Origin of the sequence: Ensifer adhaerens (assembly GCF_002007205.1) — a bacterium.
Classification (GTDB): Bacteria; Pseudomonadota; Alphaproteobacteria; order Rhizobiales; family Rhizobiaceae; genus Ensifer; species Ensifer adhaerens_D.
In genome coordinates this window covers 65659-92058 of record NZ_LAZS01000004.1, presented here as the reverse complement: position 1 = coordinate 92058, position 26400 = coordinate 65659, and the positions used below count along the sequence as shown (strand labels likewise).

The window sequence follows — 26400 nt, the reverse complement described above, 5'->3', positions numbered from 1 at the left end:
CGTTAGACTGATTCATGGATCGGCGTAGGTTGCACGCCATGTCCAGATTGCATCGCACCTTTCGTTCCGCTTTTTCCTCCGCCGCCTCCCGCCTGACGTGCATTCTCCCGGGCCTCTTCCTCTGCCTTTTCGTCGCGCTTGCCGCCATCGGCCTTGAATGGATCGAATGGCGCTGGACGGGTCGGGCATGGCTGGAGGCACTCGTTCTTGCCATTCTGCTCGGCGCCGTCGTCCGCACGATCTGGACGCCCGGCGCCCGTTTCCTCGCCGGCATTCATTTCTCCGCGAAGTACCTGCTCGAAACCGCGATCGTCCTGATCGGGGCGATGCTGAGCTTCGATGCCATCGCCGCAAGCGGGCCGACCCTGCTCGTCACCATCGTCGCCATGGTGCTCTTATCGATTTCAACCGGCTACGTGATCGCGCGCCTGCTTGGGCTGCCGAAGCGGCTGGCAACGCTGATCGCCTGCGGCAATGCCATCTGCGGCAATTCCGCCATCGCCGCCGTGGCGCCCGCGATCGGCGCCCGTGGCGAAGAGGTCGCCGCCGCCATCTCCTTTACCGCCATTCTCGGCATCGCCGTCGTCCTGTCTCTGCCCTTTGTCGGCGGCTGGCTCGGCATGACGCCACAGGGCTACGGCGTCTTTGCCGGCCTGACTGTCTATGCCGTGCCGCAGGTGCTGGCGGCAGCCAGCCCTTTCAGCCCGCTCTCGGTCCAGGTCGGAACCTTGGTCAAGCTCGTGCGCGTGCTGATGCTCGGCCCCGTCGTCTTCTGCTTCTCGCTGATCGGCGGCCGCGATGCCGAGCCGGAATGCGCAACGGGCGAACGGACGTCACGTCTCGCCACGATCCTCCATTTCGTTCCCTGGTTCATTCTCGGTTTTCTCGCGGTCGCGATTGCCCGCAACAGCGGCGCGATCCCCGACACGGTCGCGACCGGCGCGGTGAAGGTCTCCACCTGGCTGACGGTCGTTGCCATGGCTGCCCTCGGCCTCGAGGTCGACATTCGAGCCCTTGCCAATTCCGGGCCGCGCGCGAGTGCTGCCGCCATGCTGTCGCTGCTGGTGCTTTGCGTCCTGTCGGCACTCGCGATCGCCTGCTTCGGCCTCGGTTAGAACCAAGCCGCCGCGCCCAATTTTAGCGCATGCGCACATTTTGTAGCCGCACGGGCAACCATGCCTTTCGGCGGCCGGGACCCACTGCCCTGTTGTTGGGCAGTTTTCCCCGCGAATCGGCGCCTGAACCCATGCCAACTTTCTTTTCCGGCGACTGAGCACGCTTCTTGCATTGCAACCAACGTTGTACTCAAATGGTCAAAAATAAGGGGACCACGCCTTTGGCATTTGACGAAATGATGAATGCGGACAGCAGTCCGCGCCAGCCATATTCGACCTATCATGATTGGTATGCCAGCCAGGACAAAAATCGGCTCATAGCGAAATCCAAGGAAGCCGAGAACATATTCCGCAAAACCGGCATCACCTTCGCAGTCTACGGACACGCAGACTCATCCGAAAAGCTCATCCCCTTCGACCTCATCCCCCGCATCATTTCCGGCCGCGAATGGCGCAAGCTCGCGCAAGGCATCGAACAACGGGTCATCGCACTCAACGCCTTTCTCGACGACATCTACCACAAGCAGGAGATCATCCGCGCCGGCCGCATCCCACGCGAACTGATCGAGAAGAACGAAGCCTTCCTGCCGCAGATGATCGGCTTCCGGCCGCCGGGCGGCGTCTATACCCACATTGTCGGCACCGACATCGTCAGGACGGGCGAAGACCAGTTCTATGTGCTGGAAGACAATGCGCGCACCCCGTCCGGTGTCAGCTACATGCTGGAAAACCGCGAAACCATGATGCAGATGTTCCCGGAACTCTTCCATCAGAACCGCGTGCGCCCGGTCGAGAACTATCCCTATCTTCTGCGCCAGAGCCTGGCGTCGCTTGCGCCTGCCGGCTGCAGCGGCAAGCCGCGCGTGGCGGTTTTGACGCCCGGCATCTACAACTCCGCCTACTACGAGCACGCCTTCTTGGCCGACCAGATGGGCGTCGAGCTCGTCGAGGGCTCGGACCTGCGCGTCATCGACGGCAAGGTGAAGATGCGCACGACCCGTGGCTACGAGGCGATCGACGTGCTCTACCGCCGCGTCGACGACGATTTCCTCGATCCGCTCACCTTCCGCCCGGATTCCGCCCTCGGCATCCCCGGCATCATGGATGTCTACCGCGCCGGCAACATCACCATCGCCAACGCCCCCGGCACCGGCATTTCCGACGACAAGGCGATCTATTCCTACATGCCCGAGATCGTCGAGTTCTATACCGGCCGCAAGCCGCTGCTCGAAAACGTGCCGACCTGGCGCTGTTCGGAGCCGCAGAGCCTCAAATACGTGCTCGAACACCTGGAAGAGCTGGTGGTCAAGGAAGTGCACGGCTCCGGCGGCTACGGCATGCTGGTCGGGCCGACGGCGAGCCGCAAGGAACGCGCCGTCTTTGCCGAGAAGCTGAAGAGCCGTCCGGCCAATTACATCGCCCAGCCGACGCTATCGCTTTCCACCGTGCCGATCCTCGTCAACAAGGGCATCGCGCCCCGGCACGTCGACCTTCGCCCCTATGTCCTCGTCTCCGACAAGGTCCAGATCATCCCCGGCGGCCTGACGCGCGTGGCGCTCAAGGCCGGTTCGCTCGTCGTAAACTCCAGCCAGGGTGGCGGGACCAAGGACACCTGGGTGCTGGAGGACTGAGAGATGCTGGGAAGAACCGCAAACGGCCTCTACTGGATGTTCCGCTATATCGAACGCGCCGAAAACAGCGCCCGGCTGATCGATGCCGGCCTGCGCATGTCGCTGACCCGCAGCGAAGCCAGCGAAGACGATTGGGATGGCGTACTGCAAAGCGCCGGCGTGCGTGAACTCTATGACGAGGTACACGAGACGCTGACGAGCATTGACGCGATCGACTTCCTTTTGCGCGACCGGGCCAATCCCTCGAGCGTCATGTCCTGCATCGAGGCGGGCCGCCACAACGCCCGCATGGTGCGCACGGCACTGACGCGCGAGACATGGGAAGCGACCAACGAGTGCTATCTCGAAATGAAGGCGATGCTCTCCAAGAAGGCGCGCCCGACCGACATGCCGGAGATCATCGACATGATCAAGCGCCGCGCCGGTCTTATCCGCGGTGCCTTCCACGGCACCATGCTACGCAACGAGATCTTCAATTTTTCGCGCATCGGCACCTTCATCGAGCGTGCAGACAACACCGCCCGCATCCTCGACGTCAAATACTACGTGCTGCTGCCGGCGGTCGCCGCCGTAGGCTCATCGATGGACAACGTGCAGTGGGAATCGATCCTGCGCTCGGTCTCGGCGCACCGGGCCTATGGCTGGGTCTATGACGCCGAGCTTCGCCCCGCCAACATCGCCGATTTCCTGATATCCAACGGCCGCATGCCGCGCTCGCTCGGCTACTGCTACGAAAAGATCGCCAGCAATCTCGGCTACCTCGAACGGGAATATGGAGAGCGGCACGCCGCCCACGACACTGCGGAGCGCACGCTCGCGTCGCTGCGCAGCCAGTCGATCAAGGACATCATGGATCAGGGGCTGCACGAGTATCTCGAAGAGTTCATCAGCCACAACAACCGTCTGGGACAGGAAATCTCCGACGGCTACCGGTTCTACTAGAGCAGTTCCAGCGAAAGTGTAACGCGGTTTCGCGTCCGGAATTGCGTAAAAACAAGGAGATAGAGCGCTTTCCCAACTCCGTTTCGTCCGGAAGCGTTCTAGCATCGGGAGGATGGCATGCACCTGAAGATCAGCCACACGACCGAGTATCATTACGACGAGCCCGTGCAATACGCACTGCAGCGCCTGCGGCTGACGCCGCTGACCCAGGTCGGGCAGACGGTGCTCGGCTGGGAGACCCTTGTCGACGGCGCTGCGATCGAGGTGAGCTACGACGACCACTTCGGCAACCGGGTCCACCTCGTCAGTGTCGATGGCGACCGCGACGCGATCCGCATCACGGCGATGGGCGAGGTCCACACCGAGGACCGAGCCGGCGTCTTCGGGCCGCACCAGTCCTATGTGCCGCTATGGCTCTATGCCCGCGAGACGCCGCTCACCAAGGCCGGCAAGCTCATCCGCGACCTCTCGAAATCCGCCGAGGGCGACACCGACCTTGCCCGCATGCACGCACTGATGGAGACGATCCACGAGGCCGTGGCATACAGACCCGGCGAGACGCATGCGGAAACCACCGCCGAGGATGCGCTCGAAAGCGGCAGCGGCGTCTGCCAGGACCATGCCCATATCCTGATCGCGGCGGCCCGCTCGCTCGACCTGCCGGCGCGCTATATTTCGGGTTATCTGATGATGGAGGGGCACCCTGAACAGACGGCAAGCCACGCCTGGGCCGAAGTGCACCTCAACGGCCTCGGCTGGGTCGGCTTCGACGCCGCCAACAAGATCTGCCCGGATGACCGCTATGTCCGCATCGCCTCCGGCCTCTGCTACCGCGACGCCGCCCCCATCTCCGGGTTGATCCACGGCGAGGCGAAGGAAACGCTGAAGGTGTCGGTGACCGTCGAACAGCAGCAGCAAAGCCAGAGTCAGAGCCAGTCCCGGGGCCAGAGCCAAAATCAGAGTCAGTAGGGTCGGAGACGGGGCGGCGACGACGCCCCGTCGAAGCTGCGGGGTGTTGCGACTACCGCGAGACGCTCGCCTGCAGGATGCGGCAGAGCGAGACCAGCCCGCTGTCATAACCGCCGCCAACGACATCGCGACAGCGTTTGATCAGCTTGACCCGCTCGCCGGCGGGCAGTGCATTGAACGCGGCCATCGAAGCGCCCGGTGAAACCGAGCCTCCCGAACCGCCTCCGGTTCCACCGCCAACGCTGCCGCCACCCCCGGAGCTCCCGCCGCCGGATCCCGTTCCAACTCCCACGCCGAGCCCAAGCCCGACGGCGTTGCCGCCGCCTGCATTGGCCTTGAGACCAGCACTCAGGCCATTCCGTCCACCGACCGCGGCATTGACCGAAGTGTTGAGCCCTTTTCCGCCGCCAAGGCCGACATCGGCATCCGCGTTGATGCCATTGGCGCCGCGGGCGCTCGCCTGCACATCGGCGTTGACGCCTTGCGAACCGCCGACCGAGGCGTTTGCGTTGGCATTGACGCCGTTTGCGCCGCCGAGCGATGCGTCGACATCGGCCTTAAGGCCGTTCGACCCACCGAGGCCCACATTGGCGTTCAGCCCGCTCGGGCCACCGACGGACACGCCGACGCCGAGACCGTTCGCGCTCTGTGAAAATGCCGGCTGAGACAGCGCCACCGTCGCAAGAAGACCGAGCGACAACGCAAATACATTCCTCCGCATGATCGTCCTCCTAACAAGGTCAGGGTCGGAATGGCCCCGACAAAGGGGATACGTCGCAGGGTTACTGCCGGTTGCAGCGGATCAGCCGAAAAGGGAGGGTTTTGCCCGGTGTGGATAACACAAGGCGAAGCTGCGGCCGAAGGCGTGTCGTTTCGAAACGATGGCCTTGGCACCCAAACAGGATCGCCGCACCGAAAGTGGTGCGGTGATCGCTCTGAGGCTCTTAGCCGATCAAAGGACGTCTGATGAGGCGCGCGACGCTGTAAGGCTGGCCAATGGCCCGAAAAAGCCGATGATGCGCGTAATGCGCGTCGCGTTAGGATCGAGGAATGCGATGTCCAGACCCTCGGGGAAAGATGATCCGTCGGGCATCACAAATCGCCAGGCGAAGCGTGCGATCCCATGATGAACATCCACGTCGCTTGTCCGAGTAATACGCGCGCCCGGGTGCCCGGCCTGAATGCCTGCGATGTGCGCGAGCAGTTCTTCTGCACCGGCGGCATGAACCGTCGGGTCAGTATACGTTGCGCCATCCGCCCAGATCGGCACCAGCAACGCCCGCCTCTGCTCGGCGTCCTCCGACGACCAGGCAGCGCAATACGAATCGATAAGATCTGTTAACGGCACGCTTCTTCGCTCCTGTAGATCATGGGTTCCGACACGCTCCGACGACCAAGCCGAGGCGCATGCTCCTTCTCGCCGCAGAATAGCTGACGGCTGTTCGGCTGCTGCATTTTTCCTTCGATCGTCTCCGATCAATGGAGCACTGCCGCGGCCGCCCACCTGCAGACATACAACGTCGCGGGGGGAAAACTATGACGTCGACGCTGCGACGCCAATACGCACCGCGCGGTAAGTGGTTACCCAGAGGTAAGGGAAGATGAACAGGCCCGCCGACTAGGGCTGATTGCAGCGATGAAGACGGTCGCGGGTCAGTGTCAGCGTAAAAGTTACAGGTCCCGTCCCGCGACGATGCTTGCGGGTGCGCCAAGCCTGCTCAGCTCGCAGCGGCCTCCTCGACGCTGGCACCTGGGGCCGTCGCACCGCAATTACGGTGCGACGGCGGCCTTTGCGCGTCTGATATGACCCAAGCTGTGTTGAGCGCCAAAGACAAGAGCGAACTGTCCGCTCTTGCGCCGACAGCGTCAGTGGCTGTCGCGGTTCATCGGGATCTCCGCGCCGCGCGGACCGACGAGGAAGTCGAGATCGGCCCCCGTATCGGCCTGCATCACGCTCTTGACGTAAAGCCCGGCATAACCGCCGGAAAGCGGCTTCACCGGTGACACCCAGGCGGCGCGACGACGGGCCAGTTCCTCGTCGGAGACATCGAGATGGATGGTGCGGGCCGGCACGTCGACGGCGATCATGTCGCCGTTTTGAACCAGTGCCAGCGGGCCGCCATCGGCCGCTTCCGGCGCTGTGTGCAGGATGACCGTGCCGTAGGCCGTGCCGGACATGCGCGCATCGGAGATGCGGATCATGTCGGTGATGCCCTTCTTCAAGACCTTCGGCGGCAGACCCATGTTGCCGACTTCGGCCATGCCGGGGTACCCCTTGGGGCCGCAGTACTTCAGCACCATCACGCAGGTCTCGTCGATATCGAGATCATCGCGATTGATGCGGGCGTGGTAGTCCTCGATGCTCTCGAACACGACGGCGCGGCCCTTGTGCTGCATCAGGTGCGGCGAGGCGGCGGAAGGCTTCAGCACGCAGCCCTTCGGCGCGAGATTGCCGCGCAGGACGGCAATACCGCCGGATTTCGTCAGCGCCTTGTCACGCGGCACGATGACGTCGTCGTTGTAGTTGACCACGTCCTTGACGTCGTTCCAGATCGTATCGCCGGTGACGGTCAAGGCTTCCTTGTGCAGCAGCCCCATTTCGCCCACGGCCTTGATCACGACCGGAAGGCCGCCGGCATAGTAGAACTCCTCCATCAGGTACTTGCCCGACGGCTGCAGGTTGACGATCGTCGGCACGTCGCGGCCGAGGCGATCCCAGTCGTCGAGGCTGAGATCAACGCCGGCCCGGCCGGCAAGCGCCAGCAGATGCAGCACCGCATTGGTCGAGCCGCCGACGGCGCCATTGACGCGGATGGCATTTTCAAAAGCCTGCTTCGTCAGGATGTCCGACGGCTTCAGATCTTCCTTCACCATGTCGACGATGCGGCGGCCGGAGAGCTGGGAGATCACCCGGCGGCGGGCGTCGACCGCGGGGATCGCCGCATTGCCGGGCAGGGTCATGCCGAGCGCTTCGGCCATCGACGCCATGGTCGATGCCGTGCCCATGGTCATGCAGCTTCCGGCCGAGCGGGCCATGCCCTGCTCTGCATCCATGAATTCGGCGAGCGACATCTCGCCGGACTTCACCATTTCGGAGAACTGCCAGATCGCTGTTCCGGAGCCGACATCCTTGCCGCGCCACTTGCCGTTCAGCATCGGGCCGCCTGAAACGAGAATGACGGGGACATCGACGCTCGCAGCCCCCATCAAGAGGCTCGGCGTGGTCTTGTCGCAACCGCCGAGCAGCACGACGCCATCGACCGGATTGCCGCGGATCGCCTCTTCGACGTCCATCGCCGCGAGATTGCGGAACATCATCGCCGTCGGTCGAAGCGTGCTTTCGCCGACGGAGAACACCGGGAACTCGACCGGGAAGCCACCGGCCTCGTAGACGCCGCGCTTCACGCGCTCGGCAAGATCGCGCAGATGCGCGTTGCAGGGCGTCAGTTCCGACCAGGTGTTACAGATGCCGATGATCGGTCGACCGTCGAAGGTGTCGGCGGGCAGGCCCTGGTTCTTCATCCAGGAGCGATGCATGATGGCATTCTTGCCGGTGCCGCCGAACCAATCCTGCGAACGCAGCTTGCGCGGCCATTCAGCTTTCTTCTTCATCTTTTCCTTCCTTATGCGCCCCGCGCATTCACGCGGGGCCGATGACGGCGCGCTTCAGGCGAGCGTGTAGGCCGTCTTGACGGTTGTGTAGAACTCGGCGGCGTAACGACCCTGTTCGCGCGAGCCGTGCGACGAGCCCTTGCGGCCGCCGAAGGGCACGTGGAAGTCGACGCCCGCTGTCGGCAGGTTGACCATCACCATGCCGGCCTCGGCATTGCGCTTGAAATGGGTCGCGTGCTTGAGGCTGGTGGTGGCGATGCCCGACGACAGGCCGAACGGCGTGTCGTTGGCGACGCTGAGCGCCTCATCGTAGTCCTTGACGCGGATGACCGATGCGACCGGCCCGAAGATCTCTTCCCGGCTGATGCGCATGGCGTTCGTCGCTTCGGTGAACAGCGCCGGCTGCAGGTAGAAGCCGGGCGTGTCGCGCTTCAGAAGCGCGCCGCCGAAGGCGAGCTTGGCGCCCTCCTGGCTGCCGATGGCGATATAGTCGGTGTCCTGGTTGAGTTGGCTCTGGTCGACCACCGGGCCGATCTGGGTGCCGGCCTTCAAGGCATCGTCGATGACAAGCCCCTTCATCCGTTCGCCCATCGCGGCGACGAACCGGTCGTGAATGCCCTCGGTGACGATCAAGCGCGAGGAGGCGGTGCAGCGCTGGCCGGTGGAGAAGAAGGCGGAGTTGACCGCCGCCTCGACCGCAACATTAAGGTCCGCGTCGTCGAGCACGACGAACGGGTTCTTGCCGCCCATCTCCAGCTGGTATTTGCGATTGTGTTCGACCGAGGCGAGCGCGACGCGTTTGCCCGTGCCGGTCGAGCCGGTGAAGGTGATGGCGTGGATGTCGGGGCTGTCGAGCATCGCCTGGCCAACGACCGAGCCTTTGCCCATCACCAGGTTCAAGACGCCCTTCGGCAGGCCGGCCCGATGGAGAATGTCGACGATGGCCCAGGAACTGCCGGGCACCAGCTCGGCCGGTTTGAAGACGACGGTGTTGCCGTAACAAAGCGCCGGCGCGATCTTCCAGGCGGGAATGGCGATCGGGAAGTTCCAGGGCGTGATGATGCCGACGACGCCGACCGGCTCGCGGGTGATCTCGACGCCGATATTGGGCCGCGCCGACGGCAGCACTTCGCCGGCCAGTCGCAGGCACTCGCCGGCAAAGAAGTCGAAGATCTGGCCGGCGCGCACCGTCTCGCCGATGCCTTCGGCGAGCGTCTTGCCTTCCTCGCGCGACAAGAGCTTGCCGAGTTCGTCCTTGCGCGCAAGGATCTCGTCGGCGGTCTTCCTCAGGATCGCGTGGCGCTCGAGGATGCCCGAGCGCGACCAGGCCGGAAACGCCGCCTTGGCTGCGGCGATCGCCAGACGCGCATCGTCGGCAGACGCACGGGCATATTCGCCGACCACGTCGTTGGTGTCGGACGGGTTGATGTTCGCGACTCCGTCACCGCCGACCCATTCGCCGGCAATCAGGTTCTGGTGCAATGTCATGGCCTCAGGCCTCCTTCAATTTCGCGCCTATCCGGCGTCACGCGCCGGCGCTGCGATCAGAGCTGCTGAATGGCCACCGGCTCGTCGGCAGCGATCGCGAGCGTATTGCGCAGTGGCAGGCCGAAACCATCGGCCTCGATCTCGAACACGTCGCCTTCCTCGGTGCGGATGCCATCACCGAAGGACAGCGTCGCCGTGCCGAACATGTGCACGTGGATGTCGCCCGGCTGGCGGAACAAGCCATACTTGAAATGGTGATGCTCGAGATTGGCGAAGCTGTGCGACATGTTGGCTTCGCCCGACAGGAACGGCTTTTCCCACAGCACCTTGCCACCACGCAGGATACGCGACATGCCGCGAATGTCCTCCGGTGCGACACCGATGCGGATCTCCGGACCGAAGCTCGCCTGGCGCAGCTTCGAATGCGCGAGCCAGAGATAGTTGACCCGCTCGGTCTTGTGGTCGGAGAATTCGTTGGCAACCGCAAAACCGATCCGGAACGGCACGCCCTTGTCGGAAATCACGTAGATGCCGGCCATTTCCGGCTCCTCACCGCCATCCTCGGCAAAGGCGGGCGAAACGAGTGCAGCGCCGGGGGCTACCGCGCTGGTACCGTTGCCCTTGTAGAACCATTCCGGTTGAACGCCGGTCTCCCCGGCTTTCGGCTTGCCGCCTTCGAGGCCCATGCGGAACATCTTCATCGAGTCCGTCAGGGTTTCCTCGGCCGCCTCGCTCGCCTTCTTGTGCATGGCGTCGCGGGTAGCGGCCGAGCCAAGATGGGTGAGCCCCGTGCCCGTCAGGTGCAGGTGCGCCGGATCCGGATGGGTGATCGGCGGCAGGAAACGTCCCTCCGCATAGGCCTTGTCGAGGTCGACGGCCGCGCCGAGCCCCTTGGCCTCGATCGTCTGCTTCAGGCTGCGCCCGGCATCGGCCGCTTCCATCGCCAGCGCATAGACGCTCGCTGCACCCTTCACCGCATGCGCGGTTTCGCCCGGCTGCCGCACCGCAACCGTTATCGATCCGTCTTCGTTCCTGATCTGCGAAATCAGCACGATGCTATCCTTCCTATCGTCTTGGGTCGCTGTGTTCGCCTCTTCAAGGCAAAAGCGTCCCCGTGGGTGGCTTTCGCCACCCAATTCCGGCGGGTCAATCCGCCGATCCTGGCAACCGTGGCTGCCGGTGAATGTTACTGGTTCGCTCCGGGTCTTATGGCTTTCCGCTCAACCCTTGTTCTTGTTGTAGACATCGAAGAACACGGCAGCGAGCAACACGAGGCCCTTGATCAGCTGCTGGTAATCGATGCCGATGCCCATGATCGACATGCCGTTGTTCATGACGCCCATGATGAAGGCGCCGATGACAGCTCCGATGATCTTACCGACGCCGCCGGACGCCGAGGCGCCGCCGATGAAGCAGGCCGCGATCACATCGAGCTCGAACCCGACGCCGGCCTTCGGCGTTGCCGAATTGAGGCGGGCGGTGATGATCATGCCGGCAAGGGCGGCAAGAACGCCCATGTTGACGAAGGTGTAGAAGGTCAGCCGTTCGGTGTTGATGCCCGAAAGCTTGGTCGCCTTGACGTTGCCGCCCATCGCATAGATGCGACGGCCGATCGTCGAGCGGGTGGTGACGAAGGTGTAGAGCGCGATCAGCACGGCCATGGCAATCAGCACGTTCGGAAGGCCGCGATAGGTCGCAAGCTGGAAGCCGATGAACAGCGCCACGGCGGCAATGACCGCCATCTGCACCGCGAAGAACACGAAGGGCTCGTTCTCGGTGCCGTGCTGCTCGTTGATCTTGCGGTCGCGAATCCCCGCATAGATCGCGTAGCCGACGAGCGCGATGACCGCGACGAGCGCCACCATGTTCTGGATGGTCTCGGGCGCCGGGTTGAGGAAATAGAGGAAGTCCGGAACGAAGCCCGTCGACAGCAGCTGGAACTCCTTCGGGAACGGGCCGATCGGACGGCCGCCGAGCACCACATAGGTGAGCCCGCGGAAGACCAGCATGCCGGCCAGCGTCACGATGAAGGACGGGATCTTCTGGTAGGCGACCCAGTAGCCTTGGGCTGCCCCCATGATGCCGCCGACGATCAGACAGGCGGGGATGACGATAATGGCCGGCAGCCCCCATTTGACCAGCATGATCGCCGAGATCGCACCGATGAAGGCGACGATCGAGCCGACCGAAAGGTCGATATGGCCGGCGACGATGATCAGGAGCATGCCGAGCGCCATGATCACGATGAAGGAATTCTGCAGCACCAGGTTGGTGATGTTGACCGGTCTGAACAGAACGCCGTTGGTGACGAACTGGAAGAACAACATGATCACCACGAGCGCGACGAGCAGGCCGTATTCGCGGATGTTGTTCTTGAGATAATCCCCGATCGAGGGCTTGTTGTTTTGGGTGCTCGTGTCGGCGACCATTAGTGTTTCTCCCCTGAACGCATGATGGCACGCATGATGGATTCCTGGCTCGCTTCCGCCTTCGAAAGCTCGGCGACGATGCGGCCCTCGCTCATGACGTAGATGCGATCGCAGGTTCCAAGCAGCTCCGGCATTTCCGATGATATCATCAGAATGCCTTTACCCTCGGCGGCAAGCTGGTTGATGATGGAGTAGATCTCATACTTCGCGCCGATATCGATGCCGCGTGTCGGTTCGTCGAGGATGAGAACGTCCGGATTGGTGAACAGCCACTTGGACAGCACAACCTTCTGCTGGTTGCCGCCCGAAAGGTTGACCGTTTCCTGATAGATCGAGTGCGAACGGATGCGCAGCTTCGAACGGTAGTCGGAGGCGACCCTCGCCTCCTTGCGGTCGTCGATGACGCCGTTGGCCGCGACCGCCTTCAGGTTGGAGAGCGTCGTGTTCTCCTTGATGTTGTTGATCAACACGAGGCCGAGCTGCTTGCGGTCTTCGGTGACGTAGGCAAGGCCGGCATCGATCGCCCGCGGAATGGTGCTGACATCGACCGGCTTGCCGCGCATCGTCACGTCGCCGGTGATCTTGTGGCCCCAGGATTTGCCGAAGAGGCTCATCGCCGTTTCGGTGCGCCCTGCCCCCATCAGTCCGGCGATACCGACGACCTCGCCGGCGCGCACGGTGAAATTGACATCGTGCAGGAACTGCCGGTCGCGGTGGTGCTGGTGGAAGACATTCCAGTTCTTCACTTCAAGCAGCGTCTCGCCAATCTTTGGCTCGCGCGGCGGATAACGGTCTTCCATGGCCCGGCCGACCATGCCCTTGATGATCCGGTCTTCGCCGATGTCTTCGCTGTGACAGTCGAGCGTCTCGACCGTGCCGCCGTCGCGCAGGATGGTGATCTGGTCGGCGACCTTGCGGATCTCGTTCAGCTTGTGCGAGATGATGATCGAGGTCATGCCCTGGGTGCGGAACTCCATCAGCAGCTTCAAAAGCGCGTCGGAGTCGGTCTCGTTCAGCGAGGCCGTCGGCTCGTCGAGGATCAGGAGGCGCACTTTCTTGGAAAGCGCCTTGGCGATCTCGACCAGTTGCTGCTTGCCGACGCCGATGTCGGTGATCAGCGTTGCCGGGCTTTCGCTCAGGCCCACCTTCTTCAGGAGTTCCTGCGTGCGGGCGAAGGTCTGCGGCCACTGTATCACGCCGTTGGTGGCGATCTCGTTTCCGAGAAAGATGTTTTCGGCGATCGAGAGCAGCGGCACCAGCGCCAGTTCCTGGTGGATGATGATGATGCCCAGGTCTTCGCTGTCGGAGATCGTCGAGAAGCGACGCGCTTCGCCGTCATAGTGGATCTCGCCGTCATAGGTGCCGGCGGGATAGACGCCGCTCAGCACCTTCATCAGCGTCGACTTGCCGGCGCCGTTTTCGCCGACGAGCGCGTGGATTTCGCCTTCGCGGACCTTGAAGCTGACATTGTCCAGCGCCTTGACGCCCGGAAACGTCTTGGTGATGCCCCGCATTTCAAGAATGATATTGTCCATGTTCAGTCATTCCAGCGGCAGTCTGCAAGAGAGTACCGGCTCCGTCATCTGGATAAAAGGGCCCGCGCGGTTGCACAGGCCCCTTCCCGTTCAAAAAGCTCAGTTGTTGATCTGATCTTCGGTGTAGTAGCCCGAGCTGACGAGCACGTCCTTGACGTTGGACTTGTCGACGGCAACCGGCTTCAGCAGGTAGGACGGAACAACCTTGACGCCATTTTCATAGGTCTTGGTGTCGTTCACCTCCGGCTCCTTGCCTTCCATGATCGCGTTGACCATGCCGACCGTTACCTTGGCGAGTTCGCGCGTGTCCTTGAAGATCGACGAGTACTGTTCGCCGGCGAGGATCGACTTGACCGACGGCAGCTCTGCGTCCTGACCGGTGACGACCGGCATTGCCATGTCACCCGAGCCGTAGCCGACGCCCTTCAGCGCGGAGATGATGCCGATCGAAAGACCGTCATAGGGCGACAGCACGCCATCGACCTTGGCGTCGGTGTAGTTCGACGACAGCAGGTTTTCCATGCGGGCCTGGGCAACAGCACCGTCCCAACGCAGCGTACCGACCTGGTCCATGCCCTTCTGGCCGGACTTGACGACGATCTTGCCGCTGTCGATCAGCGGCTGCAGGACCGACATTGCGCCGTCGTAGAAGAAGAAGGCGTTGTTGTCGTCAGGCGAACCGCCGAACAGTTCGATGTTCTTGGGTTCGGTTGCGCCGTCGAGCTTGAGGCCCTGGACCAGCGAGGTTGCCTGCTGCACGCCGACCTGGAAGTTGTCGAAGGTGGCGTAGTAGTCGACATTGCCAGAGTCGCGGATCAGGCGGTCATAGGCGATGACCTTGACGCCGGCGTCGTGGGCCTTCTGCAGGATGTCGGAGAGCGTCGTGCCGTCGATGGCGCCGATGACGAGAACCTTGGCACCCTTGGTCACCATGTTCTCGATCTGGGCGAGCTGGTTCGGGATGTCGTCGTCAGCAAACTGCAGGTCCGGCGTGTAGCCGGCTTCCTTGAACAGCTTCTCCATGGTCTCGCCGTCGGAAATCCAGCGGGTCGATGTCTTCGTCGGCATGGAAATGCCGACCGTGCCCTTGTCCTGCGCAAATACCGGTGCAGCAAAGGACGCGATCGAAATCGCGGCGGCTGCGAGAAGCGAAGTCATCAATTTCATCAGTTCTCTCCCAAAAAAGTTGAAGCCGGCAGGCGAGAGCCTTTCCGTCTATGCGCAGCAATCCGCCGACCGAGATTGTCGTCTCCGGCCACGGATCAAGGTGAAGGAGAGGCCTCCCCGCCTCGCATGCTCCTACATGCGCTGGCACATGAGCAAAAACTGGAATCAAAACATATAACTGTCAAATACAATATGGCTTTGAATGCATATCAAAAATGATATAGCACGTGCAAACAGTGTGATTTTTGAAAATCCTTGAAAACCAATGGGGTTGGATAATGCGCGACCAGAAGCCAAGCACCGCCGGTACGGCCGGAGGGCTTTTCGATTCAGCCCTGTTCCGCTCCGGCCTGAAGATCAGTCACCTCAAGCTGATTCTCGCGATCGACGATCACCGCCGCATCAGCGCCGCCGCCGAGGCCCTCGGCATTTCGCAGCCGGCTGCTTCGCGCATGCTGTCGGAAATCGAGACGATGCTGAAGGCACCGGTCTGCGAGCGTATCGCCCGCGGCGTCGAGCTGACGCCCTACGGCGAGGCGCTGGCGCGACGAGCCCGTACCATTTTCCTCGAGCTTCGCGAGGCATCCCGCGAGATCAACGAGTTGAAGACCGGCAGCGGCGGTTCGGTCTCGCTCGGCTCGGTCACCGGCCCGGCACTCAATCTCGCAGTGCCCGCCATCCGCCAGGTGATGACCGCCTATCCCGGCATCGAGATCAACGTCCAGATCGAAAACAGCAACGTGCTGGCAAGGGAATTGCTCGCAGCAAGGCACGACTTCATCATCGGGCGCATCCCCGACGACCAGCCGCCGCGGCTCTTCAACATGGTGGAGATCGGCTATGAGGAGGTCTGCCTGATCGTGCGCGACGGCCATCCCCTGCTCGACAAACCCTTGGTCGTGGCCGAGGACTTGCCGTCCTACGACTGGGTGTTCCAGCCGCCGGGCACGCTTCTGCGGCGCGCGGTCGAGGACAGTTTCGTGGCGGCCGGCGTGAGACTGCCGGCAACCGTGATCAACACCTCTTCGATCATCCTGACGCTATCGATCGTGCGCAACACCAATGCGATCGCGCCGGTCGCGCTCGACGTCGCCAACCTGATTGCCGGCAACGGTACGCCGGCGGGCGAAATCCGCATCCTGAAGACCGAGATTCCAATCCGCATCAAGCCCTATGGGCTGATCACTGCCGAAGGCCGCGCGCTGCCGCCGAGCGCCAAGCTGCTCTACGACCTGATCCTGAAACAGGGGCGCGCGTGATCAGCGCGGCACGATCTGCCCGGCATGATCAATCTGATCAGCCCGGCACGATCATTCTGATCAGCCCGGGATAATCTCCGTCTGCCATGGTGCGCCTCCGTTGGAGGCATCATGTTTGGAATGTCAGTCTTTCAGTCGGTGCTTGAGCGGCTGAAATCGGAAGACGAAATCGAAGAACCGGCACCTGCCAAAGCGATGCCCGTCGCCGCGCCCTATCCCCCGGCGTTCGACAGCGCCTTTGCCGCCGAAAGCATCGGCCTGGCTTCTTTCGGCACGGTCGAGCGCGCCTATCTCGATGCAGCCTTCGTGGAGCCACCTCCGCCGCCGGTCATGCCCGACTATCTCAACCGTACGAGCCTCGCCGACGTGGCCGAGGAACTGGCCCTTGTCGACAGCGAAACACAAATGACGCTTGCGGCAAAGCGCCGGGCCTTCGCGGCCCTGAACCATCCGGACCGTCTGCCGGCCGCGTTTCGCGCCAACGCCACCGTGCGCATGAAACTCGCCAACATGCTGATTGACGAAGCCGCAAAGCAGATGCGCGCCATCACCCCGGCGCCGTGAACCTCAGCCAGCGTCGCTCCCGTCGCCCTTGCCTTGCCCCTCGTCCCCAGCTTTCTCGACGCCCTTCTCGCTCGGCTTGTAGAAAACCAAGAGAGCCGCCGAGGCATAGGCGGTGACCGCGAGGAAAATCATCCCCCACATCGTTTGCTCGCCCAGGAATTCGACCACTGTCCAGACGCCGCAGAAGCCCACGATCAGCAGACGGATCCACAGTGGGCGGTAGAAGGGATGGTCCGGATCGATGAATTTGAGCATTCTGTCCTCTGGTGGCCTTGTCGCGTGCGTCCCATTTAGGGGAAATTCGTCGCGGACGGCAAGGCCATGGCCTCCGACTCCCCTTGACGGACGCAATGAAAATGGAATAAAAATTCCGAAATAATCTACATCGGCGACTTCATTCCAAATAAGAAGCGGCCGAGTAGAAACGGAGGTATCATGGGAGAGGTGCTGAGCGCAGCGTTCCAACGCGCGGTCTTTCGTGGCAATTCTCCAAACCATTCGCGGAAGCAGCGTTCCGCGGCGCCTTTGCGCGATGAGCGCTTATCATCACGCCCCTTCCCGGTCGCGAACCGGAATTCGAGAGAAACAGAGATGACAGTCAGATTTGGTCTTCTGGGCGCCGGCCGCATCGGCAAGGTTCATGCGAAAGCCGTCAGCGGCAATCCCGACGCTGTGCTTGTTGCCGTCGCCGATGCCTTCCCCGCCGCCGCCGATGCCATCGCCAAGCAGTATGGCTGCGAGGTCCGCACCATCGAAGCGATCGAAGCGGCGAAGGACATCGACGCCGTCGTCATCTGCACGCCGACCGATACCCATGCCGACCTGATCGAACGCTTCGCCCGCGCCGGCAAGGCGATCTTCTGCGAGAAGCCCGTCGATCTCGACGCCGAGCGCGTGAAGGCCTGCCTCAAGGTCGTGAGCGAGACCAAGGCCAAGCTGATGGTCGGCTTCAACCGCCGCTTCGACCCGCATTTCATGGCCGTGAAGAAGGCGATCGACGCCGGCAAGATCGGCGATGTCGAAATGGTGACGATCACCTCGCGCGATCCGGGCGCCCCGCCGGTCGACTATATCAAGCGTTCGGGCGGCATCTTCCGCGACATGACCATCCATGACTTCGACATGGCCCGTTTCCTGCTTGGCGAAGAGCCGGTCTCGGTGACGGCAACCGCTGCCGTTCTCGTCGACAAGGCGATCGGCGAAGCCGGCGACTACGACAGCGTTTCGGTCATCCTGCAGACGGCGTCCGGCAAGCAGGCGATCATCTCCAACTCCCGTCGCGCCACCTACGGCTACGACCAGCGCATCGAAGTCCACGGCTCGAAGGGCGTGGCTTCCGCCGAGAACCAGCGCCCGGTCTCGATCGAGATCGCCAATGGCGACGGCTACACCCGCCCGCCGCTGCACGATTTCTTCATGACCCGCTATACCGAAGCCTATGCCAACGAGATCGAGAGCTTCATCGCCGCGATCGAAAAGGGTGCGGAAATCACGCCGTCCGGCAAGGATGGTCTCGCGGCTCTCGCGCTTGCCGATGCGGCTGTAAAGTCCGTCGTCGAAAAGCGCCAGATCAGCGTCGCCTGAGCCTTCGACCGACGACCGATCAAGGAGAAAGGCCGGGCGCCATATGCCCGGCCTTTTTCGTATCCGCACTGCCCGGCCGCGGCCGTTTCAACCGTCGGCGCGCGCCGGCACCTTCTCCCGGCGCGCGGTTTCCTGGCCGGTGCTGGGCGCGGCACCCGGCCGACCGGAGAGAAAGCCCTGAATCTGCAGGCAGCCCTCCTCCGCGAGGATCTGTCTTTGCCGTTCGGTTTCGACGCCCTCGGTCACGACCGCGAGCCTAAGGCTGTGGCCAAGCGCGATGATCGCCCGGACGATCGCCTGCGCCGAAGGATCCTTTTCCAGCGCCGCGGTGAAGCTGCAGTCGATCTTCAGCTTGTCGAAGGGGAACGTCTGAAGGTTGCTCAGCGACGAATGGCCGGTGCCGAAATCGTCCATGACGATCCGCACACCAAGGACCCGTAGCCGCACCAGCACTGCCAGCACGTCCTCGCGATTGTGCATCAGCGCCGCCTCGGTGATCTCAAGTTCGAGCCGCCAGGGATTAAGTCCGGTGCGGCGCAGGATGTTCGCAACCTGGTCGAAGAGGTTGGGCAAAAGGAACTGGACCGGCGAAATGTTGACGGAAATCGGCAGGGGCTCGTTCCACTTCGCCGCTTCCGTGCAGGCCTGCTCCAGCACCCATTCGCCGATCTGGATGATCGAGCCACTCTCCTCGGCAATCGGGATAAAGACATCCGGGCCGATCAACCCGCGCTGCGGATGCTCCCAGCGCAGCAGCGCTTCGTAGCCGATGATCCGGTCGCTCTGGACTTCGACCAGTGGCTGGTATTCGAGGAAGAATTGTCGGCGGAGCACCGCATGGCGCAGGTCGTTTTCGATCTGGCGGCGGGTGCGTACCGCCTCGTCCATCTCCCGGTCGAAAAAGCAGGCGATGCCCTTGCCGCTCTGCTTGGCGCGGTAGAGCGCCGTGTCGGCATTGTTGCGCAACTGATCCGCCGTCTGCCCGTCTGCCGGAAAGATCGCAGCCCCGATACTGACGCCGACGGCGGTCGGATCACGATTGGTGTCCATCTCGGCAGCAAACAGCGCCAGGATCCGGTCCGTCAACTGCCGCGCCGCCTCCGGCTCCCTGCCGCCCACCTGGATGATCGCGAACTCGTCGCCGCCGAGCCGGGCGATCGTATCCTGCTCGCCGACGGCTGCGCGCAGGATATCGGCGACCTTCATCAGGATGCGGTCGCCCTCGCCATGGCCGAAGATATCGTTGACCGCCTTGAAGCGGTCGAGGTCGAGGCAGAGGATCGCCAGTTCCTCGTTTCTCGCAGCACCCGCCGCCAGCGTCTGGCCCAGCCTGCGGTCGAAGAAGGCGCGGTTCGGCAGGTTCGTCAGCGCGTCATGATGGGCGAGATGTTCGATCGTGCGCTCGGCTTCCTTACGCGCCCGCAGGTCACGCACGAAGATCACGTCACATTCCCGGCCGCGATACTCGATCGTCCGGCACATGAACTCCACGGGAATGGTGCGCCCTTCTGCGTTCAAGAGGTCGATTTCGCCCGGACCGTCGCCGTGTCTGTGGGCGTCCAACCCCTCCTCGCCGAAGACGAAGATGTCTGCCGGGTGCCGTCCGGAAAGCTCCGAAAGCTTGCGACCTGTCAGGCCCGCGAAGCGTTCGTTGGCGTCCACGATTACGCCGTCGAAGACGATCGCCATACCTTCGAGCGATGCATTGGCGAGTCCGCGCAGATCTGTCAGATGCCGGTCGAGGAAGAGCGCGCCGAAGGCGAGCACGATCAATGTGGTCGAAGCGGCAATGACGCCTCCTGCAAGCCAGGCGGGATGGATGGTATCGGCAACGGCGACATTGGCCTCGGGCACCAGCGTGATGCCGCTCATCGAGATGAAGTGCAGCGCGCAGATGCCGACGACCAGCAGGAGCGACGCGACGACCAGGCGCCGCACGCCGCGCAAGAGCTGAAAGGCGTAGAGCGCGGCACCGGCCAGCACCGTCCCGGCGAGTACGGCGGAGACGGTGGATTGGGGATCGTAGGCAATATGTCCCTGGATCTCGATTGCCCGCATGCCGGTAAAGTGCATCGCCGCAATGCCGGCGCCGAGCAGCAGGCCACCGCAGGTCATCGAGAGATGCGAGCGCCCGCCAAGACCGATCGCAAAGGCCATCCAGGACGCTGCGATCGCCACGGCCACCGACAGGACCGTGCCCCACGCGCCATAGGCAACCGGAACGCCGCCGTCATAGGCCAGCATGGCGATGAAATGGGTGGACCAGACGCCGATCCCGCAGGCAAACCCGCTGGCCGCGATCCACAGACCGCGCTGGCCGCCTTCGCTTCGCTGCGCCCGCAACAGGAGCAGCATCGTGGCGACGCTGCCTGCCAGGCAGACGATCGCGGCACCCAGGATGAGGCGCCAGTCATGATCGTCGCGTATGCATGCAATCACTGAAAACATAATCGTCTCCCGCGTCAGGGTCACCTTGACAAGGAGTCGCTAAATAACTGTAAATTGCATTAGCCGAACTGTTCGCCTTCGGCACAACCCCAAAAATGGTTGCGCCGAAAATTCACCTCACCCCGGCACCGCGGATGCGCCGACGCTGGCGATATCGCCGTCGATAACGCCGAGAGCCCGCGCCAGGTGCCCCTCGAAAACCAGACGCTGTTCGTCGGCAACGATCGCGATTTCCGGCGGCCCCTGAAGACGAACCTGCATCGATTGGGCAAGCCCCTCCTCGATCCCGGGCAGCATCAGATCGAAGTACCGGATGCCCGGGCCGGTGACATGGACAGGCATGCGCTCGTAAAGGCTCAACATGCGCGAGATGCCGTTGCCGAGCGCGATGCCGGCCTGGCGAAAGGCATAGCCCGCCATGCGGTGGCCCTGCCGCGCGCTGGCGGCGATCTTATCAAGCTCCGCCACCGGAACGAACTTGGCGGGGATCGTATCCGCCGGCACTTCGAAGGCGGCGCGCAAAATGCCATAGAAGCCGGCCGCCGCCTCGATGCAGCCATAGGCGCCGCAGCGGCAAAGGCCCGCCGAAGGCGTGTGCAGCATGTGGCCGAAGTTCGGGGCGCTGACGTCCATCTCGCCGCTCTGGCTCTTGCGCGCGACACCCAGGCCGATGCTGTGACCGAGCGAGATCGCCGCAAGCGCCCTGAACCCGCTCTCCGGCTTGCGCTCGGCCTGCGTGGCGAGCGCCTGCGCGACAAGCAATGTTTCATTGCTGAGCATGACTTTCACGCGCCATTGCGGCGCAAGCAGCGCAGCGAAGTCCAGTTCCTCCCGACCGAACACCGGCGACCACAAAAGCCGCGCAGAGGTGCCGTCGACCAGGCCCTTGCTGCTGATCGAAACGGCGAGCACCCGGTCCCGCTCCAGTCGCGACCGCTGCAACAGCCGCTCGAGCGCGTCGACGAAGGCACGGGCGAAAGGGGCCGTGCCCCGCTCGTCGTGATTCCGCGCCTCGTCGAACCGGTCGAGAAGCGTGCCGCCATAGTCGACCAGCGAATATTGCACGACGTCGGACGAGATTCGGACGACGATCAGATGGCCATGGTCCCGGCGCGGCGTAAAAAGAACGCGCGGCCGCCCTCGACCGCCCTGTACATGCTGTTCGGCCTTGGCGAGCGCGCCTGCCTTTTCCAGTTCCGCCGTGATCGCCGAAACCGTCGCGGAGGCAAGCCCCGTCTCGGCAGAGATTTCCGTGTGTGAGAGATTGCCGGCGCGCCTGAGCGCCGCAAGGACCAGCGCGCTGTTTTGCTGACGCACGAGCTCAGTGCTGGACTTGGTCAGCATGAGACGTCCCTGTCAGTGGCGGATCCTTCGAACACATGCCCCTCCCAAAGCATCTGTTGAACGGCAAGACAAGGCGCCGGACGCCTTGTCGACAGCCTTGTGGCATCGATTTTCTCGACAGTCGAGAAACGACGGGCGCGACGGTTGATCAAGGCCTCTGTTGACGCAGCAACCATCGCGTTTCCGGCCGTGTTGACAGCTTTAGAAATCCATGACATTCATTTTCTCGACTGTCGAGAAAATAATTCCGCACAATGGAGCGGCGCGATCTACGACAGCGTTCCAAGGCTGGCGGAGGATTGTGCGGGAGGTTCGCACGCTCGGCCGGCCGTCACTCGGGAGGATGAAATGAAATCCGTTTTGAAGCTGATGGCAGGCGTTGCCGTCATCGTTTCCCTGCATTCCGTTGCCCAGGCAAAGGACCTGGTCGTCGGCGTATCCTGGTCGAACTTCCAGGAAGAGCGCTGGAAAACCGACGAAGCCGCCATGAAGGCCGCACTCGAAGCCTCCGGCGACAAGTACATCTCCGCTGACGCCCAGTCGTCGCCAGCCAAGCAACTGACCGACATCGAATCGCTGATCGCCCAGGGCGCCAATGCGCTGATCGTCCTTGCCCAGGACAGCGACGCCATCGGCCCGGCGATCGAGAAGGCCACTGCCGAAGGCATTCCGGTCGTCGGCTACGACCGCCTGATCGAAAACCCGGCCGCCTTCTACATCACCTTCGACAACAAGGAAGTCGGCCGCATGCAGGCCCGCGAAGTGTTCAAGCTGAAGCCGGAAGGCAACTACGTCTTCATCAAGGGCTCGTCCGCCGACCCGAACGCCGACTTCCTCTTCTCCGGACAGATGGAAGTGCTGAAGGAAGCCGTCGACGCCGGCAAGATCAAGAATGTCGGCGAAGCCTATACCGACGGCTGGAAGCCGGAGAACGCCCAGAAGAACATGGAGCAGTTCCTGACCGCCAATGACAACAAGGTCGATGCGGTCGTCGCCTCCAACGACGGCACCGCCGGCGGCGCGGTCGCGGCGCTGGACGCGCAGGGCCTCGCCGGCTCCGTCCCGGTTTCGGGCCAGGATGCCGACAAGGCGGCACTGAACCGCGTCGCCCTCGGCACGCAGACCGTCTCGGTCTGGAAGGACTCACGTGAGCTCGGCAAGCGCGCAGCCGAAGTGGCCGTCGAACTTGCCGGCGGCAAGAAGATGGAAGAAGTCGCTGGCGTCACGACCTTCAACGGCGGACCGAAGGGCGTGGCCATGCAGTCGGTCTTCCTCGCACCGCTGCCGATCACCAAGGACAACCTGAACGTCGTCATCGACGCGGGCTGGATCTCCAAGGCGGAAGCCTGCCAGGGCGTCAAGGGCGACGTCGCGGCCTGCAAGTAAGCCGCACCAGCAGAATTGAGCGCTGACTGAAAAGAGCGCCGCAACGCAACCCGTTGCGGCGCTTGCGCAAGGTGCGGGCGCGGCGGACAATGCCGCTACCGCGACCGGCGCAGATCAGGGAACCGCTCGCTTTCTGCCGTCGCTCCGGACCTGTCGCGTCGATCTCGGCTCTTGGTGCCACGGACGCGATGACATCAACAACATAAGTGGGGGAAGGCACGTCCATGGCCGACATCACACAAGGCAACACAAAGGGCGCACAGACAAACCGCGCCCGTACAGCGGACGAGAACCCGATAAAGCGCTTCTTCCGCGCCACCGAAATCGACACCCGACTGCTCGGCATGGTCGGCGCGCTCGTCATCATCTGGGTTGGCTTTCAGATCATGACCGGCGGCCTGTTCCTGACGCCGCGCAACCTGTGGAACCTGACGGTCCAGACCTCTTCCGTCGCCGTGATGGCGACCGGCATGGTGCTGATCATCGTCACCCGCAACATCGACCTTTCCGTCGGCTCCGTGCTCGGTTTCTGCGGCATGGTCATGGGCGTCATGCAGGCGAAATTCCTGCCGCAATATCTCGGCCTCGAACATCCGGCGATCTGGATCATCACGCTCGCAACCGGCATTGCCGTGGGCGCCGCCATCGGCGCGCTGCAGGGTTCCATCGTCGCCTTCCTCAACGTGCCCGCCTTCATCGTCACGCTCGGCGGCCTGCTCGTTTGGCGCGGCGCCACCTGGTTCGTCACCAGCGGCCAGACGGTCGCGCCGATGAACGCCACCTTCCGCCTCATGGGCGGCGGCACCGAAGGCTCGATCGGCGCAACCGCAAGCTGGATCGTCGGCATCCTCGCCTGCATCGCCATCGTCGCCGCCATCCTCAATTCGCGCAAGCAGCGCAAGCGCTTCCGCTTCCCGCTGCGCCCGATCTGGGCGGAGTATTTCCTGGCGATCCTCGGCTGCGTCCTGGTTCTCGGCGCAATCGCTGTTGCCAACAGCTACTATTGGCCGACCAACATCGCCCGCAAATACGCCGACGCCAACGGCATCGCCTGGCCTGACGGCGGACTGCAGATCTCGCACGGCATCGCCATTCCGGTGCTGGTCGCGATCGTCGTCGGCATCGCGATGACCTTCATCGCCACGCGTCTGCGCTTCGGCCGCTATGTCTTCGCGCTCGGCGGCAACCCGGAAGCAGCCGAGCTTGCCGGCATCAAGACGCGTTGGGTCACCGTCAAGATCTTCACGCTGATGGGCATTCTCTGCGCCATCGCCGCGGCGATCTCGACCGCCCGCCTCAATGCGGCGACCAATGCGCAGGGCGAACTCGACGAGCTCTACACGATCGCTGCGGCCGTCATCGGCGGCACCTCGCTTGCCGGCGGCGTCGGCACGATTGCCGGCGCCATGATCGGCGCGCTCGTCATGCAATCACTACAGTCGGGCATGGTGCTCTTGGGGATCGACAGTCCGTTCCAGCGCATCGTCGTCGGCGTGGTTCTCGTCGTTGCCGTCTTGCTCGACACCATCTACCGCGCCCGCGCCAAGTAAGGGGTACGATCCATGAAAGACCAACGCACTCCGCTTGTGGAAATGAAGAACATTTCCATCTCCTTCGGCGGCATCCACGCGGTCGACAACGCCTCCGTCGATCTCTACCCGGGTGAGGTCGTGGCCCTGCTCGGCCACAACGGCGCCGGCAAGTCGACGCTGATCAAGATCCTCTCCGGCGCCTACAAGCGCGATGCCGGCGAGATCCTGATCAACGGCGAGCCCGCCGACATCAACAACCCGCGCGACGCCAAGAAATACGGCATCGAGACGATCTACCAGACGCTCGCCGTCGCCGACAATGTCGATGCCGCCGCCAATCTCTACCTCGGCCGCGAGCTCCGGACCCCCTGGGGCACGCTCGACGACGTGGCGATGGAGGCGAAAGCCCGCGAGGTCATGGGACGCCTCAACCCCAACTTCCAGCGCTTCAAGGAGCCGGTGAAGGCGCTTTCCGGCGGCCAGCGGCAGTCGGTGGCGATCGCACGCGCGATCCTGTTCGATGCCCGCATCCTGATCATGGACGAGCCGACGGCAGCCCTCGGGCCGCAGGAGACCGCCCAGGTCGGCGACCTCATCAAGCAGCTGAAGCGCGAGGGCATCGGCATCTTCCTGATCAGCCACGACATCCACGACGTCTTCGACCTTGCCGACCGCGTCTCGGTGATGAAGAACGGCCAGGTCGTAGGCCAGGCCCGCACCGAGGACGTCACCAAGGATGAGGTGCTCGGCATGATCATCATGGGCAAGGTACCGCCCAAGGCGATCCCCGGCCCCGGCGCCATGCAGGTGGCGTGAACGACGCGCTCGAATTCATCGGGCAAGCCGGTCAACACAACGATGCCGCATCCCACGGGGTGCGGCATTGCTATTTGCCTGTTTCCGCCCGCCTTGCCGGTCCCGCCGGTTGCGTCACCGGCCCCTCCCCTGCCCGTGGGCTGCGGAAGATCAGCGCCCGGCTCACGGCATAGTTTACCGAAAAGACGAGCAGCAGCGACAGGCACTGGGCGACCACGTAGTGCACGACCCCCGCAAGCAGGCTGAAGGCAAGCGCGTTTATCCCTGCCCCGAGCGTCGACACCGCCACGAACTTCGGCAACGCCAGCCGGTGCGGCTCGCGCGAACGGAACGTATAGCGCCGCTGCAGGAAATAGTTGACGACGACGGCCAGATAGAAGGCGATGGTGGACGCGAGGATGCCGCTCAAGCCGCCCACCTCCACGAGCAGCGCAAGCGTCGCTACCTGCAGGCTCGCCGCCAGGCTGCCGAAGGCGAAGTAGCGAAAAAAGCTCATGTCGCGAAGTCGCTTCATCGCATGCCTCTCTCGTCCTGACACTGCCGCGAAGGCCGCGGCTCCCGCGCCCTCTCCTGCCGAAA

22 protein-coding genes are annotated in these 26400 nt (G+C 63.2%); 10 read left to right on the top strand and 12 right to left on the bottom strand.

Translation table 11 applies throughout. The features are described from left to right. The first annotated feature begins 38 nt into the window (after window positions 1-38). The 4 genes from XB14_RS02930 to XB14_RS02915 all read left to right on the top strand — a co-directional run bounded on the left by XB14_RS02930 (window position 39) and on the right by XB14_RS02915 (window position 4657). Complete coding sequence (locus XB14_RS02930) at window positions 39-1115, top strand: YeiH family protein (protein WP_077960120.1); 1077 nt, start codon at window positions 39-41, stop codon at window positions 1113-1115. 236 nt (window positions 1116-1351) lie between these two features. Further along, window positions 1352-2746, top strand: coding sequence for a circularly permuted type 2 ATP-grasp protein (locus XB14_RS02925; protein ID WP_077960260.1), 1395 nt, complete (start codon window positions 1352-1354; stop codon window positions 2744-2746). Between the two features lie 3 nt (window positions 2747-2749). Further along, window positions 2750-3688, top strand: a complete 939-nt coding sequence (locus XB14_RS02920; RefSeq protein ID WP_077960119.1) for an alpha-E domain-containing protein — start codon at window positions 2750-2752, stop codon at window positions 3686-3688. Between the two features lie 117 nt (window positions 3689-3805). After that, entirely contained in the window at window positions 3806-4657 is an 852-nt protein-coding gene (locus XB14_RS02915; RefSeq protein ID WP_077960118.1) for a transglutaminase family protein, read from the top strand. A gap of 52 nt (window positions 4658-4709) precedes the next feature. Here XB14_RS02915 and XB14_RS02910 read toward each other — a convergent pair whose 3' ends face one another. The 8 genes from XB14_RS02910 to chvE all read right to left on the bottom strand — a co-directional run bounded on the left by XB14_RS02910 (window position 4710) and on the right by chvE (window position 14888). Further along, the gene (locus tag XB14_RS02910; protein WP_077960117.1) at window positions 4710-5378 is read right to left on the bottom strand and encodes a hypothetical protein; all 669 of its coding nucleotides are present in this window, start codon (window positions 5376-5378) and stop codon (window positions 4710-4712) included. Window positions 5379-5609: 231 nt separating this feature from the next. Further along, complete coding sequence (locus tag XB14_RS02905; RefSeq protein WP_143348203.1) at window positions 5610-5933, bottom strand: nuclear transport factor 2 family protein; 324 nt, start codon at window positions 5931-5933, stop codon at window positions 5610-5612. Window positions 5934-6523: 590 nt separating this feature from the next. Then, window positions 6524-8269 (bottom strand): L-arabinonate dehydratase, encoded by a 1746-nt coding sequence (gene araD, locus XB14_RS02900; protein ID WP_077960115.1) that lies wholly within the window; start codon window positions 8267-8269, stop codon window positions 6524-6526. Window positions 8270-8323: 54 nt separating this feature from the next. Continuing rightward, window positions 8324-9757, bottom strand: coding sequence for an aldehyde dehydrogenase family protein (locus tag XB14_RS02895; RefSeq protein ID WP_077960114.1), 1434 nt, complete (start codon window positions 9755-9757; stop codon window positions 8324-8326). Between the two features lie 56 nt (window positions 9758-9813). After that, window positions 9814-10809 carry an AraD1 family protein gene (gene araD1 / locus XB14_RS02890; RefSeq protein ID WP_077960113.1) on the bottom strand — a complete coding sequence of 332 codons (996 nt, stop codon included), beginning with the start codon at window positions 10807-10809 and terminating at the stop codon, window positions 9814-9816. A gap of 168 nt (window positions 10810-10977) precedes the next feature. Further along, entirely contained in the window at window positions 10978-12186 is a 1209-nt protein-coding gene (gene mmsB / locus XB14_RS02885; RefSeq protein WP_077960112.1) for a multiple monosaccharide ABC transporter permease, read from the bottom strand. Beyond that, a complete protein-coding gene (gene mmsA, locus XB14_RS02880; RefSeq protein WP_077960111.1) occupies window positions 12186-13721 on the bottom strand; it encodes a multiple monosaccharide ABC transporter ATP-binding protein in 1536 nt (511 codons plus the stop codon). The genes mmsB and mmsA overlap by 1 nt, the downstream gene beginning before the upstream one ends. A gap of 99 nt (window positions 13722-13820) precedes the next feature. Then, complete coding sequence (gene chvE, locus XB14_RS02875) at window positions 13821-14888, bottom strand: multiple monosaccharide ABC transporter substrate-binding protein (protein WP_077960110.1); 1068 nt, start codon at window positions 14886-14888, stop codon at window positions 13821-13823. 278 nt (window positions 14889-15166) lie between these two features. Between chvE and XB14_RS02870 the strand changes: the two genes are divergently transcribed. Next, on the top strand, window positions 15167-16147 hold the full coding sequence (locus XB14_RS02870) for a LysR family transcriptional regulator (protein WP_077960109.1): 981 nt from the start codon (window positions 15167-15169) through the stop codon (window positions 16145-16147). A 111-nt stretch (window positions 16148-16258) separates the two neighbouring features. Beyond that, window positions 16259-16711 (top strand): hypothetical protein, encoded by a 453-nt coding sequence (locus tag XB14_RS02865; RefSeq protein ID WP_077960108.1) that lies wholly within the window; start codon window positions 16259-16261, stop codon window positions 16709-16711. A gap of 3 nt (window positions 16712-16714) precedes the next feature. Here the strand turns inward: XB14_RS02865 and XB14_RS02860 are convergent, their stop codons facing one another. Beyond that, window positions 16715-16966: a hypothetical protein gene (locus XB14_RS02860; RefSeq protein WP_034793912.1), complete on the bottom strand. Its 252-nt coding sequence runs from the start codon at window positions 16964-16966 to the stop codon at window positions 16715-16717. 336 nt (window positions 16967-17302) lie between these two features. On the opposite strand from XB14_RS02860, the gene iolG reads away from it, so the two are divergent. Beyond that, window positions 17303-18295 (top strand): inositol 2-dehydrogenase, encoded by a 993-nt coding sequence (iolG, locus tag XB14_RS02855; protein WP_034793914.1) that lies wholly within the window; start codon window positions 17303-17305, stop codon window positions 18293-18295. Between the two features lie 87 nt (window positions 18296-18382). Here the strand turns inward: iolG and XB14_RS02850 are convergent, their stop codons facing one another. Both XB14_RS02850 and XB14_RS02845 read right to left on the bottom strand, forming a co-directional pair. Beyond that, entirely contained in the window at window positions 18383-20743 is a 2361-nt protein-coding gene (locus XB14_RS02850) for an EAL domain-containing protein (protein WP_077960107.1), read from the bottom strand. 117 nt (window positions 20744-20860) lie between these two features. Continuing rightward, entirely contained in the window at window positions 20861-22087 is a 1227-nt protein-coding gene (locus tag XB14_RS02845) for an ROK family transcriptional regulator (protein ID WP_077960106.1), read from the bottom strand. A 348-nt stretch (window positions 22088-22435) separates the two neighbouring features. Between XB14_RS02845 and xylF the strand changes: the two genes are divergently transcribed. The 3 genes from xylF to XB14_RS02830 all read left to right on the top strand — a co-directional run bounded on the left by xylF (window position 22436) and on the right by XB14_RS02830 (window position 25821). After that, window positions 22436-23473 (top strand): D-xylose ABC transporter substrate-binding protein, encoded by a 1038-nt coding sequence (gene xylF / locus XB14_RS02840; protein WP_077960105.1) that lies wholly within the window; start codon window positions 22436-22438, stop codon window positions 23471-23473. A 224-nt stretch (window positions 23474-23697) separates the two neighbouring features. Then, on the top strand, window positions 23698-25023 hold the full coding sequence (locus tag XB14_RS02835; RefSeq protein ID WP_077960104.1) for a sugar ABC transporter permease: 1326 nt from the start codon (window positions 23698-23700) through the stop codon (window positions 25021-25023). A 12-nt stretch (window positions 25024-25035) separates the two neighbouring features. Beyond that, complete coding sequence (locus XB14_RS02830; protein WP_077960103.1) at window positions 25036-25821, top strand: ATP-binding cassette domain-containing protein; 786 nt, start codon at window positions 25036-25038, stop codon at window positions 25819-25821. 70 nt (window positions 25822-25891) lie between these two features. Here the strand turns inward: XB14_RS02830 and XB14_RS02825 are convergent, their stop codons facing one another. Then, window positions 25892-26335: a GtrA family protein gene (locus XB14_RS02825; RefSeq protein WP_179119516.1), complete on the bottom strand. Its 444-nt coding sequence runs from the start codon at window positions 26333-26335 to the stop codon at window positions 25892-25894. Between the last annotated feature and the right edge of the window lie 65 nt (window positions 26336-26400).

What these genes read in the sequence shown, in the direction of transcription:
- XB14_RS02930 (WP_077960120.1), top strand. Translation starts at nt 39, where the DNA reads ATGTCCAGATTGCATCGCACCTTTCGTTCCGCTTTTTCCTCCGCCGCC.
- XB14_RS02925 (WP_077960260.1), top strand. Translation starts at nt 1,352, where the DNA reads ATGATGAATGCGGACAGCAGTCCGCGCCAGCCATATTCGACCTATCAT.
- XB14_RS02920 (WP_077960119.1), top strand. Translation starts at nt 2,750, where the DNA reads ATGCTGGGAAGAACCGCAAACGGCCTCTACTGGATGTTCCGCTATATC.
- XB14_RS02915 (WP_077960118.1), top strand. Translation starts at nt 3,806, where the DNA reads ATGCACCTGAAGATCAGCCACACGACCGAGTATCATTACGACGAGCCC.
- XB14_RS02910 (WP_077960117.1), bottom strand. Translation starts at nt 5,378, where the DNA reads ATGCGGAGGAATGTATTTGCGTTGTCGCTCGGTCTTCTTGCGACGGTG.
- araD (WP_077960115.1), bottom strand. Translation starts at nt 8,269, where the DNA reads ATGAAGAAGAAAGCTGAATGGCCGCGCAAGCTGCGTTCGCAGGATTGG.
- XB14_RS02895 (WP_077960114.1), bottom strand. Translation starts at nt 9,757, where the DNA reads ATGACATTGCACCAGAACCTGATTGCCGGCGAATGGGTCGGCGGTGAC.
- mmsB (WP_077960112.1), bottom strand. Translation starts at nt 12,186, where the DNA reads ATGGTCGCCGACACGAGCACCCAAAACAACAAGCCCTCGATCGGGGAT.
- mmsA (WP_077960111.1), bottom strand. Translation starts at nt 13,721, where the DNA reads ATGGACAATATCATTCTTGAAATGCGGGGCATCACCAAGACGTTTCCG.
- chvE (WP_077960110.1), bottom strand. Translation starts at nt 14,888, where the DNA reads ATGAAATTGATGACTTCGCTTCTCGCAGCCGCCGCGATTTCGATCGCG.
- XB14_RS02870 (WP_077960109.1), top strand. Translation starts at nt 15,167, where the DNA reads ATGCGCGACCAGAAGCCAAGCACCGCCGGTACGGCCGGAGGGCTTTTC.
- XB14_RS02865 (WP_077960108.1), top strand. Translation starts at nt 16,259, where the DNA reads ATGTTTGGAATGTCAGTCTTTCAGTCGGTGCTTGAGCGGCTGAAATCG.
- XB14_RS02860 (WP_034793912.1), bottom strand. Translation starts at nt 16,966, where the DNA reads ATGCTCAAATTCATCGATCCGGACCATCCCTTCTACCGCCCACTGTGG.
- iolG (WP_034793914.1), top strand. Translation starts at nt 17,303, where the DNA reads ATGACAGTCAGATTTGGTCTTCTGGGCGCCGGCCGCATCGGCAAGGTT.
- XB14_RS02850 (WP_077960107.1), bottom strand. Translation starts at nt 20,743, where the DNA reads ATGTTTTCAGTGATTGCATGCATACGCGACGATCATGACTGGCGCCTC.
- XB14_RS02845 (WP_077960106.1), bottom strand. Translation starts at nt 22,087, where the DNA reads ATGCTGACCAAGTCCAGCACTGAGCTCGTGCGTCAGCAAAACAGCGCG.
- xylF (WP_077960105.1), top strand. Translation starts at nt 22,436, where the DNA reads ATGAAATCCGTTTTGAAGCTGATGGCAGGCGTTGCCGTCATCGTTTCC.
- XB14_RS02835 (WP_077960104.1), top strand. Translation starts at nt 23,698, where the DNA reads ATGGCCGACATCACACAAGGCAACACAAAGGGCGCACAGACAAACCGC.
- XB14_RS02830 (WP_077960103.1), top strand. Translation starts at nt 25,036, where the DNA reads ATGAAAGACCAACGCACTCCGCTTGTGGAAATGAAGAACATTTCCATC.
- XB14_RS02825 (WP_179119516.1), bottom strand. Translation starts at nt 26,335, where the DNA reads ATGAAGCGACTTCGCGACATGAGCTTTTTTCGCTACTTCGCCTTCGGC.